The sequence below is a fragment of the Shinella zoogloeoides genome (assembly GCF_033705735.1).
Taxonomy (GTDB): Bacteria; Pseudomonadota; Alphaproteobacteria; order Rhizobiales; family Rhizobiaceae; genus Shinella; species Shinella zoogloeoides_A.
In genome coordinates, this window is the sequence record NZ_CP131130.1 from 1,006,580 (window position 1) to 1,020,646 (window position 14,067).

At 63.3% G+C, this 14,067-nt stretch carries 18 protein-coding genes; 8 read left to right on the forward strand and 10 right to left on the reverse strand.

Translation table 11 applies throughout. The annotated features are described in order from the left end of the window. Positions 1 to 95: 95 nt before the first annotated feature. From ShzoTeo12_RS04980 to ShzoTeo12_RS04990, 3 genes are all read left to right on the forward strand, one after another. Positions 96 to 1,376: a GGDEF domain-containing protein gene (locus tag ShzoTeo12_RS04980; protein WP_318911443.1), complete on the forward strand. Its 1,281-nt coding sequence runs from the start codon at positions 96 to 98 to the stop codon at positions 1,374 to 1,376. Positions 1,377 to 1,510: 134 nt separating this feature from the next. Then, a complete protein-coding gene (gene ppk2, locus ShzoTeo12_RS04985; protein WP_318911444.1) occupies positions 1,511 to 2,419 on the forward strand; it encodes a polyphosphate kinase 2 in 909 nt (302 codons plus the stop codon). Between the two features lie 14 nt (positions 2,420 to 2,433). Next, positions 2,434 to 3,441 (forward strand): CorA family divalent cation transporter, encoded by a 1,008-nt coding sequence (locus ShzoTeo12_RS04990; RefSeq protein ID WP_119258393.1) that lies wholly within the window; start codon positions 2,434 to 2,436, stop codon positions 3,439 to 3,441. A 48-nt stretch (positions 3,442 to 3,489) separates the two neighbouring features. On the opposite strand, the gene ShzoTeo12_RS04995 is transcribed toward ShzoTeo12_RS04990, so the two are convergent. Next, a complete protein-coding gene (locus tag ShzoTeo12_RS04995; RefSeq protein ID WP_119258392.1) occupies positions 3,490 to 3,951 on the reverse strand; it encodes an Lrp/AsnC family transcriptional regulator in 462 nt (153 codons plus the stop codon). A gap of 161 nt (positions 3,952 to 4,112) precedes the next feature. Here ShzoTeo12_RS04995 and ald point away from each other — a divergent pair, with 161 nt between their 5' ends. After that, on the forward strand, positions 4,113 to 5,231 hold the full coding sequence (gene ald / locus ShzoTeo12_RS05000) for an alanine dehydrogenase (protein WP_318911445.1): 1,119 nt from the start codon (positions 4,113 to 4,115) through the stop codon (positions 5,229 to 5,231). 201 nt (positions 5,232 to 5,432) lie between these two features. On the opposite strand, the gene ShzoTeo12_RS05005 is transcribed toward ald, so the two are convergent. The 6 genes from ShzoTeo12_RS05005 to ShzoTeo12_RS05030 form a co-directional block, all read right to left on the reverse strand. Then, positions 5,433 to 5,900, reverse strand: a complete 468-nt coding sequence (locus ShzoTeo12_RS05005; protein ID WP_318911446.1) for a DUF1203 domain-containing protein — start codon at positions 5,898 to 5,900, stop codon at positions 5,433 to 5,435. Positions 5,901 to 6,019: 119 nt separating this feature from the next. Continuing rightward, positions 6,020 to 6,580 carry an OmpA family protein gene (locus tag ShzoTeo12_RS05010; RefSeq protein WP_313196167.1) on the reverse strand — a complete coding sequence of 187 codons (561 nt, stop codon included), beginning with the start codon at positions 6,578 to 6,580 and terminating at the stop codon, positions 6,020 to 6,022. A gap of 96 nt (positions 6,581 to 6,676) precedes the next feature. Further along, positions 6,677 to 7,267: a GNAT family N-acetyltransferase gene (locus ShzoTeo12_RS05015; RefSeq protein ID WP_318911447.1), complete on the reverse strand. Its 591-nt coding sequence runs from the start codon at positions 7,265 to 7,267 to the stop codon at positions 6,677 to 6,679. 2 nt (positions 7,268 to 7,269) lie between these two features. After that, positions 7,270 to 8,139, reverse strand: a complete 870-nt coding sequence (gene sseA, locus ShzoTeo12_RS05020) for a 3-mercaptopyruvate sulfurtransferase (RefSeq protein WP_318911448.1) — start codon at positions 8,137 to 8,139, stop codon at positions 7,270 to 7,272. Positions 8,140 to 8,151: 12 nt separating this feature from the next. Then, positions 8,152 to 8,895, reverse strand: coding sequence for an alanyl-tRNA editing protein (locus tag ShzoTeo12_RS05025; protein ID WP_318911449.1), 744 nt, complete (start codon positions 8,893 to 8,895; stop codon positions 8,152 to 8,154). Positions 8,896 to 8,900: 5 nt separating this feature from the next. Continuing rightward, complete coding sequence (locus ShzoTeo12_RS05030) at positions 8,901 to 9,941, reverse strand: cysteine synthase A (protein ID WP_318911450.1); 1,041 nt, start codon at positions 9,939 to 9,941, stop codon at positions 8,901 to 8,903. 262 nt (positions 9,942 to 10,203) lie between these two features. Here ShzoTeo12_RS05030 and ShzoTeo12_RS05035 point away from each other — a divergent pair, with 262 nt between their 5' ends. Then, a complete protein-coding gene (locus ShzoTeo12_RS05035; RefSeq protein ID WP_318911451.1) occupies positions 10,204 to 10,410 on the forward strand; it encodes a hypothetical protein in 207 nt (68 codons plus the stop codon). Between the two features lie 69 nt (positions 10,411 to 10,479). Beyond that, entirely contained in the window at positions 10,480 to 10,671 is a 192-nt protein-coding gene (locus tag ShzoTeo12_RS05040; protein WP_119258384.1) for a hypothetical protein, read from the forward strand. A gap of 239 nt (positions 10,672 to 10,910) precedes the next feature. Here ShzoTeo12_RS05040 and ShzoTeo12_RS05045 read toward each other — a convergent pair whose 3' ends face one another. After that, positions 10,911 to 11,108 carry a hypothetical protein gene (locus ShzoTeo12_RS05045; RefSeq protein ID WP_318911452.1) on the reverse strand — a complete coding sequence of 66 codons (198 nt, stop codon included), beginning with the start codon at positions 11,106 to 11,108 and terminating at the stop codon, positions 10,911 to 10,913. Between the two features lie 536 nt (positions 11,109 to 11,644). Here ShzoTeo12_RS05045 and ShzoTeo12_RS05050 point away from each other — a divergent pair. Then, positions 11,645 to 12,487 (forward strand): hypothetical protein, encoded by an 843-nt coding sequence (locus tag ShzoTeo12_RS05050; protein WP_318911453.1) that lies wholly within the window; start codon positions 11,645 to 11,647, stop codon positions 12,485 to 12,487. A 425-nt stretch (positions 12,488 to 12,912) separates the two neighbouring features. Next, positions 12,913 to 13,167, forward strand: a complete 255-nt coding sequence (locus ShzoTeo12_RS05055; protein ID WP_318911454.1) for a hypothetical protein — start codon at positions 12,913 to 12,915, stop codon at positions 13,165 to 13,167. A 16-nt stretch (positions 13,168 to 13,183) separates the two neighbouring features. On the opposite strand, the gene ShzoTeo12_RS05060 is transcribed toward ShzoTeo12_RS05055, so the two are convergent. Together ShzoTeo12_RS05060 and ShzoTeo12_RS05065 are read right to left on the reverse strand one after the other, a co-directional pair. Next, positions 13,184 to 13,504 (reverse strand): hypothetical protein, encoded by a 321-nt coding sequence (locus ShzoTeo12_RS05060; protein WP_318911455.1) that lies wholly within the window; start codon positions 13,502 to 13,504, stop codon positions 13,184 to 13,186. Continuing rightward, positions 13,497 to 13,889 carry a DUF4326 domain-containing protein gene (locus tag ShzoTeo12_RS05065; protein ID WP_318911456.1) on the reverse strand — a complete coding sequence of 131 codons (393 nt, stop codon included), beginning with the start codon at positions 13,887 to 13,889 and terminating at the stop codon, positions 13,497 to 13,499. Before ShzoTeo12_RS05065 ends, ShzoTeo12_RS05060 begins: the two co-directional genes overlap by 8 nt. Between the last annotated feature and the right edge of the window lie 178 nt (positions 13,890 to 14,067).

Below are 14,067 nucleotides of genomic sequence, written 5' to 3' on the forward strand. Positions count from 1 at the left end.
GGAGAACCGGCGCGATTGCCTGTATCCGCAGGAAACGACTTGTTGTGACTCTCCCGCTATACTGGCGGGGAAAGTCGAAAATCTGCGGATTGCCCATGGGAACTGAAAACCTGATCCTGCTTCTCATCGAGGCCGGGTTTTATTTCGTCTTCATGGTGGGCCTTCTGCACCTGCGCCACCAGATCGGCATCGGCGTCTTCGTCGCGGCACTCGGGGTGATGCACTTCCTCGAGACCTATCTTGCGGCGGTCTTCTATATCGAACTGCCCTTCGGCGTCATCTCCCCCGGATCCTCGGTTCTCTTCTCCGGCAAGCTGATGATGATCCTCCTTCTTTACGTGAAGGAGGACGCGGCGGTCGTGCGCGCGCCGATCTACGGCCTGCTCGCCGGCAACTTCCTGACTGTCGGTCTCGGCTTCTTCCTGCGCCATCACCAGACGGTGGGGGCGGTGCCCGGCCGCGTCGCCGACCTTGCCTTCATCGACGAGATGGGCTGGCTGATGCTGCTTGGCACGACGCTGCTCTATCTCGATTCGCTCGGCATCATCCTGCTCTACGAGCGGCTGGGGCGGGTGTTCAAGAAGAGCACGGCCACGCGCTTCTTCGTGTCCGGCGTCATCGTGCTGACATTCGACCAGGTGGGCTTCTACGCGGCGCTGCATTTCCTCAATAACGCGCCGATGGAGGTGTTCTGGGGCGGCTGGATCGCCAAGATGATGGCGGCCTGCGCCTATGCGGTCATGATGACGGTCTATCTGCATTATTCGCGCATCTCGGCCATTCCGGTCTCGCCGCGGCCGATTTCCGACATTTTTGCCGACCTGACCTTCCGCGAGCGCTACGAGGACCTGCTCGACCGCTCGGGCCGCGATGCGCTGACCGGCGTCTACGACCGCAGCCGGCTGGAATTCGAGGCGCCGCGCCTGCTTTCCGCCATGCTGGCGGCCGGCAAGCCGATGGCGCTGATGATCATCGACGCCGATCACTTCAAGGACGTCAACGACCGGTTCGGCCATCTTGCCGGCGACGAGGTGCTGAAGACCGTCGCCACCTGCCTGCAGCGGGCGATGCGCGGCAACGACAAGGTCTTCCGCTTCGGCGGCGAGGAATTCGTCATCCTGTCGGAGGACATCACGCCGGATGTCGGGACGGACCGTGCCGAGGCCCTGCGCCGCATGGTGGAGGACGAGGTCCGCCGGCCGGACGGCATATCCGTGACGGTCAGCATCGGCGTCGCCAACAGCTACAGCGACGGCACCACGCTGAACGCCCTTCTCTCGGCGGCCGATGCGCGGCTCTATGCCGCCAAGAATGCCGGCCGGAACCGGGTGATCTCCACCGCCGCGCCCGCAGCTTCGTCCGGCTTCGAAGCCTGAGGTTTCCGACCCGCTTTCCGTCACAAAAGGTTCATGAAGGCTTCCTATAGGAGCAGGCGGCGCCATGGCTTGATCGCGCATGGCGCCTCCCGACGGCAACGGCCTTTCACCTTCCTCATCGACGGATATTGCTCATGTTCGACGACCATCATCTGAACCGCATCAAGGCGGAGATCGCCGACAGCTTCGACGAGGAGCTGGAAATGCAGATCGAAGAGGAGCGGCTGGACGACCTCATCGCCGAGGGCATGTCCGAGGCGCCCGTCCAGACGCTGGAGCGCCGCATCTATTTCCGCGAACTGTTCCGCCTCCAGCACGAGCTGGTGAAACTGCAGGACTGGGTGCACCACAAGAAGCTGAAGGTCGTGGTCCTGTTCGAGGGCCGCGATTCGGCCGGCAAGGGCGGCGCCATCAAGCGCGTCACCCAGCGCCTCAATCCGCGCGTCTGCCGCGTCGTCGCCCTGCCGGCGCCGACCGAGCGCGAGCGCCACCAATGGTATTTCCAGCGCTACGTGCCGCACCTGCCGTCGGCCGGTGAAATGGTGCTTTTCGACCGCTCCTGGTACAACCGCGCCGGTGTCGAGCGCGTCATGGGCTTCTGCACGCCGGACGAGCTGGAGGAATTCTTCCGCTCGGTGCCGGAATTCGAACGCATGCTCGTGCGCTCCGGCATCGTGCTCGTCAAATACTGGTTCTCGATCACCGACGAGGAGCAGGAATTCCGCTTCCGCATGCGCATCCACGATCCGCTGAAGCAGTGGAAGCTCTCCCCGATGGACCTCGAAAGCCGCGTCCACTGGGAGGACTATACCAAGGCGAAGGAAGAGATGCTGGAACGCACCCATATTCCTGAAGCGCCCTGGTGGATCGTCGAGGCCGTCGACAAGAAGAAGGCGCGCCTCAACTGCATCGCCCATCTCCTGACGCAGATTCCCTACGAGGACGTGCCGAAGGCGGCCATCGAACTGCCGGAGCGCGTGCGCCACGACGACTATATCCGGCATGAGCCGCCGGACGAAATGTACGTGCCGGACGTCTACTGACGCCGGATCTTCCTTTGAACCTGCTGGACCAGAGGGAAAGAGGACTGACGCCGGGGCTCGTCGGCGCCTACCGGGCCGGCCCCGGCGGCCCGGTTGTGCCGATCGCGCCGTCGGAGCTCGATGCGGCGCTTGCCGCCGAGGACGGCTGGGTGTGGCTGCATGTCGATCTCGTCGACCAGCGCATGCAGGGCTGGCTTGCGGCGAGGTGCCGGCTGCCCGCGGCGGCGCGCGCCATCCTCGAAGGCAATGACGAAAGCCTCGTCCTCGGCTGCGAGGCGGGCACGACCCATGGCGTCGTCGCCGATCTCCAGCAGGACATGGAACGCACCTCCACCACCATCGGCCGGCTGCATTTCGCCCTGACCGAGCGCCTGCTCGTCACCGGCCGACGCCATCCCGTCGAGGCGGTGAACCGCGTGCGCCGCGCTTTCGCCGACGGGTTCTGCCCAACGACGGCCTACGAGGTCTTCGAGGCCATCGTTACCGCCTTCTGCAAGAACACGGCCATCCGCCTCAAGGAGGCGGCGGCGCTGCTCGACGCCGTGGAAGACCGGCTGGTGACGGAACGCCTCAGCGACGAGCGCCGCAGCCTCAAGGAAGTGCGCCGCCTCGCGGTATCGCTGCACCGGCCCGTCGCCGGCATGGTGGCGCTGTTCGAGGAGGAGGACCGGGAGGATTGGACGCTTTCCGAGCATGCCCATGCGGTGCTTGGGCGCCTCTCCATGCGGCTGGAACGGCTCGACCGCGAAATCGTGATGGTCAACGACCGGGCAAGGCTGCTTCAGGAGGAAATGGCGGCGGAGCTCGCGGACGAATCCAACCGGAGCCTGAGGGCCATGGCCATCATGAGCGCGCTGCTTCTGCCCGGCACGCTGGTCGTCGGCGTCTTCGGCATGAATACCGGCGGCCTTCCGCTGAGCGAAGGCAGCTCTGGCTTCTTCTGGGCGATGATGCTCGGCATCGCCGCGACCGCGCTGTTCTACTGGCTCTTGCGCCGCGCGGGCATCAGCCTGCGGTTTTGACCGCGCAATCCCGGACGCAAAACCGCTTCACACTTTTGCCGGGATTGCTCAAACCCCGACATTCGGCCGGTCGATGATCTCGCGCAGCGCGAAGCTCGAATTGATCTTCACCACATGGGGCAGGGCCGAGAGCCAGTCGCGGTGGATGCGCTCGTAATCCTCGAGGTCCTTGGCGGCGACGCGCAGGATATAGTCGTATTCGCCGGACATCAGGTAGCAGACCAGCACGTTCGGACAGAGTTTTACCGCCGCCTCGAATTCCGCCAGCGTCTTGGCGAACTGGCCGGAGAGCGAGATATGCACGATGGCGATCATCTTGTAGTCGAGCGCCTTGGGCGAGACGCGGGCATGGTATCCGTTGATGATGCCGGACTTTTCCAGGATATCCAGACGGCGCGAACAGGCCGACGGCGAGAGCCCGACGCGCTCGGCAAGCTCGGCATTGGAGATTCGCCCGTTCTGCTGAACCGCCTTCAGGATCGCAGCATCGATAGCATCCCGTTGCACCATTCGAATTTTCTCCGAAAATTCCGCTGATATTCGAAGAATATTCGAAAGGAGGCCGTTTCGCCAAGGGGCTTTGCAAGGACATTGCACGCATCCTCTGCTTCCATGATGTCCCCGCCGAACGCGGCGGCAATAACGGGAACATCACTGGGAAAGGAACGCGCATGCGTGTCGGTTGTCCGAAGGAAATCAAGAATCATGAATATCGGGTCGGTCTGACGCCCGGTGCCGTGCGGGAATACGTCGCCCACGGTCACGAGGTGATCGTCGAGACCAGGGCCGGCGCCGGCATCGGCGCAGACGATGACGCCTATCGCGCCGCCGGCGCGAAGATCGTGCTCACTGCCGCGGACATTTTCCAGAAGTCCGACATGGTGGTGAAGGTCAAGGAACCGCAGCCCGCCGAATGGGCGCAGCTCCGCGACGGACAAATTCTCTACACCTACCTCCACCTCGCTCCCGACCCGGAACAGACCAAGGGCCTCCTCGGCTCGGGCGTCACCGCCATCGCCTATGAGACGGTGACGGACGACCGCGGCGGCCTGCCGCTGCTCGCGCCGATGTCGGAAGTCGCCGGGCGTCTCTCCATCCAGGCCGGTGCCACGGCGCTGCAGAAGGCCAATGGCGGGCGCGGCATCCTGCTTGGCGGCGTGCCGGGCGTGCCTCCCGCCAAGGTCGCCATCGTCGGCGGCGGCGTCGTCGGCCTGCATGCGGCGAAGATGGCGGCCGGCCTCGGCGCGGATGTCGCGATCCTCGACCGCTCGATCCCGCGCCTTCGCCAGCTCGACGATCTCTTCGGCGGCCGCGTCCACACGCGCTATTCGACCATCGACGCGCTGGAGGAGGAGGTCTTCTCGGCCGATCTCGTCATCGGCGCCGTTCTCATCCCCGGTGCCGCCGCACCGAAGCTCGTCACCCGCGAAATGCTCTCGGGCATGAAGAAGGGCGCGGTCATCGTCGACGTCGCCATCGACCAGGGCGGCTGCTTCGAGACGTCCCACGCGACGACCCATTCCGACCCGACCTTCGAGGTCGACGGCGTGGTGCACTATTGCGTCGCCAACATGCCGGGCGCCGTGCCGGTCACCTCGGCGCACGCCCTCAACAACGCGACCCTCCACTACGGCCTCCAGCTCGCCGACAAGGGCCTGAAGGCCATTGCCGAGGACCGGCACCTGCGCGCCGGCCTCAACGTGCACAAGGGCCGCGTGACGAACCGCGCTGTCGCCGAGGCGCTCGGCTACGAGTCCTTCGCGCCGGAGGCGGTGTTGAACGTGGCTTGAGGGTATCGGCGGAAGGGCCCGGAAAGGTCCGGGCCCGGTCTGCCGGAACACACACCCCACCCACTATGTCATCCTCAGGCTTGACCCGAGGATCCACGCGTCACCCGGAGCATGGACGGTCGGGTCGAGCCCGGCCATGACGAAGGAGGGGTGAGAGGCTTTGTCAGCCGCCTGCGAGGCCCGGAGCGATCCGGGCCTTTCTCATGCGCGCTCTACGCGGCACTGGTAGCAATTGTTGCGGGCCGAGCGGATGTGCAGGTAGGCGACATCCTCGCGCGCAAGCAAAGTTTCCGCATAGGCCGGAATATCGGCATTGGGCACCACGGCGCCGGTGCCGTAGAGGATGCGGTTTTCCGCCGAATAGCCGCGCACGATATAATCGCGGCTCGTCAGCATCGGCGGCATCGCTTCCGACGGCTCATGGGCCTTGCACGATTCGGCGTGGATGAAGACCGGCCCGGTTTCGGCATAGGGCTGGAGAGCCGGGAAGGGGCGGTGGGCGAGGGTGAGATAGGGCTCTCCGGCGCCGACGAGCCGCAGGCAGTGCCGGCAGGGCACGCCGTCGCCATTGGAGACACGGCGCTCGGGCGTCATGCCATAGGCATCAGGGCCGCCGCTCCAGTAGGTGTTAGCAGTCTCGGTGGGTATGGGCAGGAAGCGAATGGTCATGGCAATGCTCCGTTTGATGCGGAGAGCATCCATGCAAACCCGTCGGCCCGACACCCGTTTCCTGCCCGGAATCGAAACCGCCGGCGCGAGGCCGGCGGTGAGGATGGTCGGTCGGGCGATCAGCGCACGAATTCGTCGATGCGGCGGAGCGTGACGCGGCGGTTGCGCCATTCCTCGCGCTCGGTCGGCACCAGCAGGTATTCCTCGCCGTAGCCGACGGTTTCCAGCGCGCGGGAGGGCAGGCCGAATTCGCGCACCAGCACCCATTTCAGCGAATCGGCGCGGCGCTCGGAGAGGATCTGGTTGGACGAGGCCGAGCCGACGGCATCCGTGTGGCCCTCGATGAGGAAGACGGCGCGGCGGCGGCGGCGCAGGATCTGCTCCATGGCGCGGGCGATCTGGCGCACCTTGCGGTATTCCGAGCGCGGGATTTCGGCCGAGGCGAATTCGAAATTGATCGACTGAATGTCGATGGACGGCGCGGCGCGGCGCAGGTCCGCGCGGCGCTTGAACTCGCGCACGGTCACGCGTTCGTCCTCGCGCATGCGGCGGGCGGGCGCGGCATCGAGGCGGCGCAGGATCATCTCTTCGGACGGCGTTTCCTGTGCCAGGGCAAGGCCCGAGAAGGCCGGCGCGGCGAGGGTTGCGGCAAACGCGGTCAGAAAGGCGCGGCGTTGCATGGACGGTGTCTCCTTCGGTTTCGTCTTTCGGGCGGAAAGTGCCACGGATGACCTGAAGGAAAGATGAACCGGCCGGTTAGGCACCGTTCAGGGTGATTAACGCCGCTCGGCCGGCATCAGGCAGTCGCGCTTGGCGAGTGCCAGAAGCTCGGCATCGGAAAGCGGCGTGACCTCCGCCTCCATCGTGCCGACCGGCGAGAATCCGAACATCTGGTAGAGCTGCAGGGCCCGCGGATGGTCGAGGCTGTTGGTGGTGACGACGACCCGCTTCGGCCCGAGCGCCCAGGCGGCGTAAAGCGTCTGGAGCAGGAACCATTTGCCGATGCCGTGCCCCAGCGCCCGCTCGAAGAGGCCGAAATGGGAGAGCTCGACCGTGTCGTCGTCGATCCGCAGCAGCTCGAAGAAGCCGGCCGGCGCGCCGTCGACATAGAGCACGCTCACGCTGTTGCGCTTGTCGTGCAGCGTGGCAGTCAGCGTCCCGTCGTCCATGCGCAGCCGGTCGACCCAGTGCCAGCGGCTGCCCACCTGCCGGTAGAGGAAGCGGTAGAAGGCGAGCGGAATGTCCGGCGCGCCGAGGATCGCCGTCTGCACATTGACCGGCACCGGCAGGCTCTGCTTCGGCGGCGCGGTCATTTCGAGCGCGGTGATGGTGACGGATATCGGCGCGGACTGGACCTTCTTCGCCATGGTCAGTCCTTGCCGGTGGCAGCGGGCCCGGTGACGACGGGCGTATCCTCGCGCCCGCCCCATTCCGTCCACGAGCCGTCATAGAGCGTGTTGTCCTCGTGACCGAGCGAATGAAGCGCCAGCGTTATGATCGCCGCGGTGATGCCGGAGCCGCAGCTCGTGACGACCGGTTTGGAGAGATCGATGCCCGACGCCTCGAAATGCCGGCGGAGGCTGGCGAGATCCTTGAATTTCCCGCCTTCCGAGAAGGTGCCGGAGGGCATGCTCCTTGCGCCCGGCATATGGCCGGAGCGCATGCCGGCGCGGGGCTCCGCCTCCTCGCCGGTGAAGCGGCCGGCGCCGCGCGCATCGGCGACCTGCTTCGAGCCGGTCGAGACGATGCCGCGCATTTCCTCGAAGGAGGTCACGGCATAGGGATTGAAATTGGTGTGGAAGGTGGCGGGTGCGGGCTCCGGCAGGTCGGTCTCCAGCGGCCGTCCTTCCTTCTTCCAGCCGTCGATGCCGCCATCCATGACGAAGACGTTCTTCGCGCCCATCGTGCGGAACAACCACCAGACGCGCGGCGCGGTGAAGATGCCGGGGCCGTCGTAGACGACGATCGTGTCCGTATCGGAAATGCCGAGCTTGCCGACTTCGGCCGCGAAGACGTCCGGCGCGGGAACCATATGCGGCAGGCTGCTGGAATGATTGGCGATGACGTCCTGGTCGAAGAAGACCGCGCCGGGAATGTGCCCGCCGGCATATTCGGCCGCGCCGTTACGGTTCTGCGCGGGAAGATACCAGGAGGCATCGACGATACGGAATTCCGGCGCGCCGAGCTGCTTTTCCACCCAATCCGCCGAAACGACGAACCTGCTCTTTTCGTTGGACATGTTTCTCTCCCTTCAGGCTTCGGAGGCCGGCGCGCCGAAGCGGATGCGGAACCGGCGGTTCTCCTTGCCCTTCTTCTCGATCTTGGCGATGTGGATCGCGCCCACTTCCTGTGTTTCGGAAACATGGGTGCCGCCGCAGGGCTGACTGTCGACGGCGGAATTCTCGCCGATGCAGACGAGGCTGACGCGGCCGAGGCCCATGGGCGGGCGCACGTTCTTGGATTTGACGATGCCGGGATTGGCTGCAAGCTCCGCGTCGGTGATCCACTGGACGAAGATCGGGTGGTTCTCCGTAACGAGCTTCATCAGCTTCGCCGTCACCTCGTCCTTGTCGATGGTCTCCGTCATGTCGAAGTCGACGCGGCTGTCCTCCTCGCCGACGGCGGCGCCCGTAATGGGGTAGGGGCAGACGACGGAAAGGAGATGGCAGGCGGTGTGCATGCGCATCAGCTTGTAGCGGCGCGCCCAGTCGATATGGGCGACGACCGTCTCGCCGACGATGGGCGGTGCCTCGCCTTCCAGCGGCCGGTGGATGATGATCTCCTTGGTCGCGCCCGTCACCGCCGGGCCGAGCGCGATGCGGCTGCCGTCGGCGCGCTCCAGGAAACCGGTATCGCCGGGCTGGCCGCCCGACGTCGCGTAGAAACAGGTCTGGTCCAGCTCGATACCGCCGTCCTCGTGCACCGCCGTCACCACCGCCTCGTTCGTCGAAAGATAGAAATCGTCGCGGAAGAGGGCGGTGGTGGGAAGGGACATGATACCTATTCGACCGGCTGGTAGGGGACCTTGATCCCCGATTTCGCCTTCAGCCAGCCTGGAACCGGCAGGCCCTTCGAATCGAGGAAGTCCGGGTTGAAGAGTTTGGACTGATAGCGGTTAGCATAGTCGCAGAGGATCGTCACGATCGTGTGGCCGGGGCCGAGGTCCTTCGCGAGGCGGATCGCGCCCGCGATGTTGATGCCCGAGGAACCGCCGACGGCGATGCCCTCGTTCTCGATAAGGTCGAAGACCAGCGGAACGGCCTCCGAATCCGGGATGTTGTAGGAATAGTCCGGCGTGAAGCCTTCGAGATTGGCGGTGATGCGGCCCTGGCCGATGCCCTCGGTGATCGAGCTGCCGGAGGATTTCAATTCACCGTGCTCATAAAAGTTATGGAGCGCTGCGCCATCCGGATCGGCAAGGGCGATCTTGATATTGGGATTCTTGGCGCGAAGGCCGGCCGCGACGCCGGCAAGCGTCCCGCCCGAGCCGACGGCCGAGACGAAGCCATCCACCTTGCCGTTGGTGTCGCGCCAGATTTCCGGCGCGGTCGTCTCGATATGGGCGTCGCGGTTGGCGACGTTGTCGAACTGGTTGGCCCAGATCGCGCCGTTCGGCTCGGTTTGAGCAAGCTGCTCGGCGAGCCGGCCGGAGAGCTTTACATAATTGTTCGGGTTCTTGTAGGGAACGGCCGGCACCTCGACGAGCTCGGCGCCGAGCAGGCGCAGCGCGTCCTTCTTCTCCTGGCTCTGCGTCTCGGGAATGACGATGACGGTGCGATAGCCGAGCGCCTGCGCCACCAGCGCAAGGCCGATGCCGGTATTGCCCGCCGTGCCCTCGACGATGACGCCGCCGGGTCGCAGCGCGCCCGAGCGCTCCGCCGCGCGGATGATGGAGAGGGCGGCGCGGTCCTTCACCGACTGGCCGGGATTGAGGAATTCCGCCTTGCCGAGGATCTCGCAGCCCGTCGCTTCCGAGGCGCCCTTGAGGCGGATCAGCGGCGTGTTGCCGATTGCATCAAGAACGGACGGAAGAATGGACATGGGAAATCGAGCCTCGCGCGTTGCAAATCCGGATTGGTGTCGTCTTTTCGGCCGCTGCGGCCGGCTTTGCAAGGAATGGTGTTCCTGTCAGGCTGAGATTGCTAGGGATTTTTTCTTCGGGCAGGGGCTTCCTGCCGCAGGCCGGCCGAAAGCGCGCGGGCTTTAACGTCCTGTTAGCAAACATGGTTAATTTTGCGTCTATCGGCGAGCGGCGGAACGGAAAGGCCTGCCGCCCGTTTGAGACGACACTGGAGGTACCACGATGCTTTTCGGACTTTTTCAGGCCACCCCTACCGACGACGATGACATCGCCACCGGCACCTATGCGGACGGGGTGATGGGAACGCCGCTGAGCGATCCCTCCGCCCGCCCGCGCGAGCGCAGCCAGACCTTCCGCCGCACGGCCCACGAGCGCGACTACGGCGCCGCGCGGACTACCGGCCAGACCGGCGCCGGCCTCGTGCCCTGACCGCATCGCGCGCCGGGAACAAAGCGCGGCCCGGCGTGTTTCTCTTCCGCTTGCACGGAGGAGCCCGCCATGACCCATCACATCGACAATCGTCAGTTCAGCCCGCGCCAGGCTCGCCACGTTCTCGACGTGCTCGAGCATTGCCGCAAGAACGGGCTCGACAAGGCAGAAGAACGCAAGTTGCTCCTCCTCTTCGGCCGCTTCGCCACCCGTCACGAATTGCAGATGAACACGAAGCGCCCGCCGGCAAGCCGGCACTAGCGATTTCCAGATCGATAAAGATGGAAGAGGGTTGCCGAGCGGCGGCCCTTTTGCGTGTGTGGCGCTGAAAAGCAGAAGGGCCGCGCTATTCAGCGCAGCCCTTCTAGAAACTGGCTCCCCGGGCCGGATTGGCTCCAATTCGCTACCGAAGGGAAAATGTAGCTAATTCAGGTGCATGGGTGAATTTCTGGTCTTCATTTTCGGGCTGCGGTAGCCAGAAAGTAGCCAAAAGGTAGCCTCTATCGACCGAGAAGCTTCCGGATGCGATCGGCCTCGGATCCTCGGTTTTTCATCGCGAGATACTCCTTCTCCATCCGGTCAAGAATAGGCTGCGCGATTGGACCGCGCTCATCCACGATTTCCGCGCAGACCAAGAGGAATTCTTCCATCATCTCGAGGGTGACTTCGTCCAGGCTTTTGAGTGGTTCGTAAAACATTGATCCTGGGGCATCGCCCTGCTCCCGAAGGGAACTGCTACTCGGCGCGGTCCGCCGCTGCAGCATGCCTTGGCGCTACGCTGGCGCCGCGGCGTGGAGGATAGCTGTCAGCACCTCCACCTGTCGCGCGAGGCGACTTGACTCTCATGCGTTACGGGAACGAATATAGAACATGGTGTCCCATGTACGCATCCCCCAAGATCTAGAATCTCTCTTTTCTCCCCGGCGGCCGTCCCTCAGTGAAATACCGGAGTGGATGGAACTGGGCGGTCATTGCTCGAAATGTGAGAGGGAAGGGTGGGTCGATCGATGGGAGATCCAGCGAAAATTCGGCGGAAGCACGCTGGTCAAGGATTTGCGCCCGTTTCTGCGTTGCATGGCGTGCGGGAATAAGGGCACCAACACCTGGATCACCGCGAAGCTTCCTCGTTGATCTGGACCTCACTTGGGTGGTTGGCCTGGAACGAGAATCATGAATAGCATGCGTTGATTGCAGGCCTGATTTTGCCGCAACTCACGAAATACCGGGGGCCCTCGTGAAACCTACTATTCAATGGAGTTTTGACGCCGCGTTGCCAGCAATCGCATTGGTGATTTTTTCTCTTCTCCTTTTCGCAATGGCATTGAATCTGCAACCTACCCATGCCTGGTTGTGCGGGAGCTACGAGGACGGAACGAGCTGTGTTCGCGGGCTCATCTCCGAGTTTCAAACTCTTCTCACCGGTCTCGCTGCTGTGGCTGCCGCCACGCTTACAGTACGTGCGATGATCAAGACGGAGCTTGAGAATGCGAAGCGCCACCGACAGATATTGGGCGCGACACTCCGGGGCGAAGCCCGGCAGGTAGACAGGCTTTGGGCGCGTCGACTTCCACCCCTCCGGCACGCATCTCAAGTCTTTAGGGATGTGCTGGAAGGGCTGCCTTCCAAAGTCGGACCTGCGGGCGAGAAGGCACTTATGGTTCACTCTCTCAGCTCGGCGGCTATCACCGCAGCCCTCAAAATCAAAGGGGAGTTCCACACTGTGGAGTGGCGTGAAGCCGAACACCTTTTTGATGGGCAACTTGCTGCAGCCGTGGATTTTACTACGACGTCCCTGGCTGAACTGCTGCGTCATCTCAATGACATCGATGCTGAGACTGGCTCCATGGGGCGGAAAATCGCTACATTTACTGAGCGCTTGCAGATTGCAGGTTCGGGTGAGTTGATGGACATAATTGAGGCATCGTCCGCAAAACTGGCGGTAGAAAAGCAGGTGGAGCGTATCGACGTGGGTATTGTCGCCCTCCGCGAGAAGTTGCCCGAAGTTCTCGAGATTCTGCAAGATGTGCTCGAAGGTCTCGGACGTCTCAAGGAACGGTATTCGGAGGTCGATATTTGATCGTGTTTCACGCTGGGAGCATTGGTATTCCCCGCGACACAGCCGACCATGGGGGATCCGTGAAGAAAGCTATCGTGTTTGCAGTCGCCGGGCTTATCTTGGCGGGTTGCCAAAGTGACACCGAGTATGCGCGAACGAAACAGGACATGATCCGTCGTTGCAACGAGCCCACAGCGAGGCTCGACGGGCCCGACATGGGGAATTGCTTTCTTTGGGACCGCGAGGCTGACAAGAGACTGAGAGCGAAACATCGGCGAGAGCAAAGAGAGCGATGGGAGGCAATCGAGGCTGATGCAAAAGCTCACCCGGAGAAGTATCGTAGGCCTCGTCCCGTGCCGACCGCATCGTGTGTTGGGCGCGGAATGGACTCGATTGGAAATATTCGTCTCACCTGCTACTGAGCTTTCATTCACGGATGCAATCTCATGATCCTTCCAGGAAATGCTCGGCAAGTGATTATCGACGCCCTCGCAGGGTTTAGCGAGGCGCCGAACATTACCGCCAGCAAGGTCATCAACGATCTCGAAGACGCCGGCTTTCGAGTGGTGGACTATCGTGAACTGACCAACATCATCGAGAAGCTCATCGCAGTCATCAAGGCCCTGGATCCTGCCGGCAAAGCCGAGTTGACCGATGGGATTGTGCTGGCGAAGGCGCTCATCGAAGTGATGAAGGCCTGATCGAGCGAGATTCGGATCAGAAGCAGTCAGGATTGTCTCCGATCGGTCTGCTGGCAGCTTCGGAGCGCGCCTTCTCGAATTCATACAGGAGCTTCATCAATGCTTGCCGATAGAGAGCGTCGTTCACCTGGCTACGCTTGAAGCCGCGTGGCCATTCTTGCCCCCTGATGACGTGGTAGGCCTCGTGGATGCTGAGACCACCGCGATCGGCGAGCCTGCGGAGCGTTTGGCTGTGGTTGCGCTGCGCCTGCTTCTCGTGCTGGGCAATCGCCGCCCACGGGATGCACTTGATGATCGGATCGTTGAGGATGGGGAACATCGGCTCCTGATTAACCACCGTCGCCTCCCGTCGGCTTTCTGTTGGCGATCTTCAGTAAGTAATCCGCATGGCAAGGCGAGTCTTGCGAGCACCAGCACGCAAGGTTCTTGCCGGCTAGATTGTCGCGGACATGCTGATGGATGGCCGGATCGAGGCATAGGATGGTTCCAAATCGGCGCGCGGCCGCCTCCTGCGTGGGAGCGACATAATCCGGCTGGTTCAACGGCCACCATCCCCATCGCTTTGCCTGCTTACGATCGATCGGTTCGCCCACGACAAAAGGATTGCCCCATTCAGTGGGGCGGGCGACCACAACTGCGGGCAGCCCGTTGATTTCCCGCGAGGCGGCTTGGAGAGTGAAGCCCTTCGCGCGGGAGAGCTGAATGCGGACTGGCTCACTCATCGGGATGCCTTTTCGATTCATTCGCGTCGCGCGCTTCGGCAAAGTTTAGCCACGTGCGACAAATAACGGTGCCAGCGTCGGTAGTAGTCTTTAGGCACTTGTGGGCTCGCGGATGCACGATTAACTTGTGGCGTCCTGGAGGGAATTGCAGATGAGTTCTCGGTCTCGCATGCTTGCT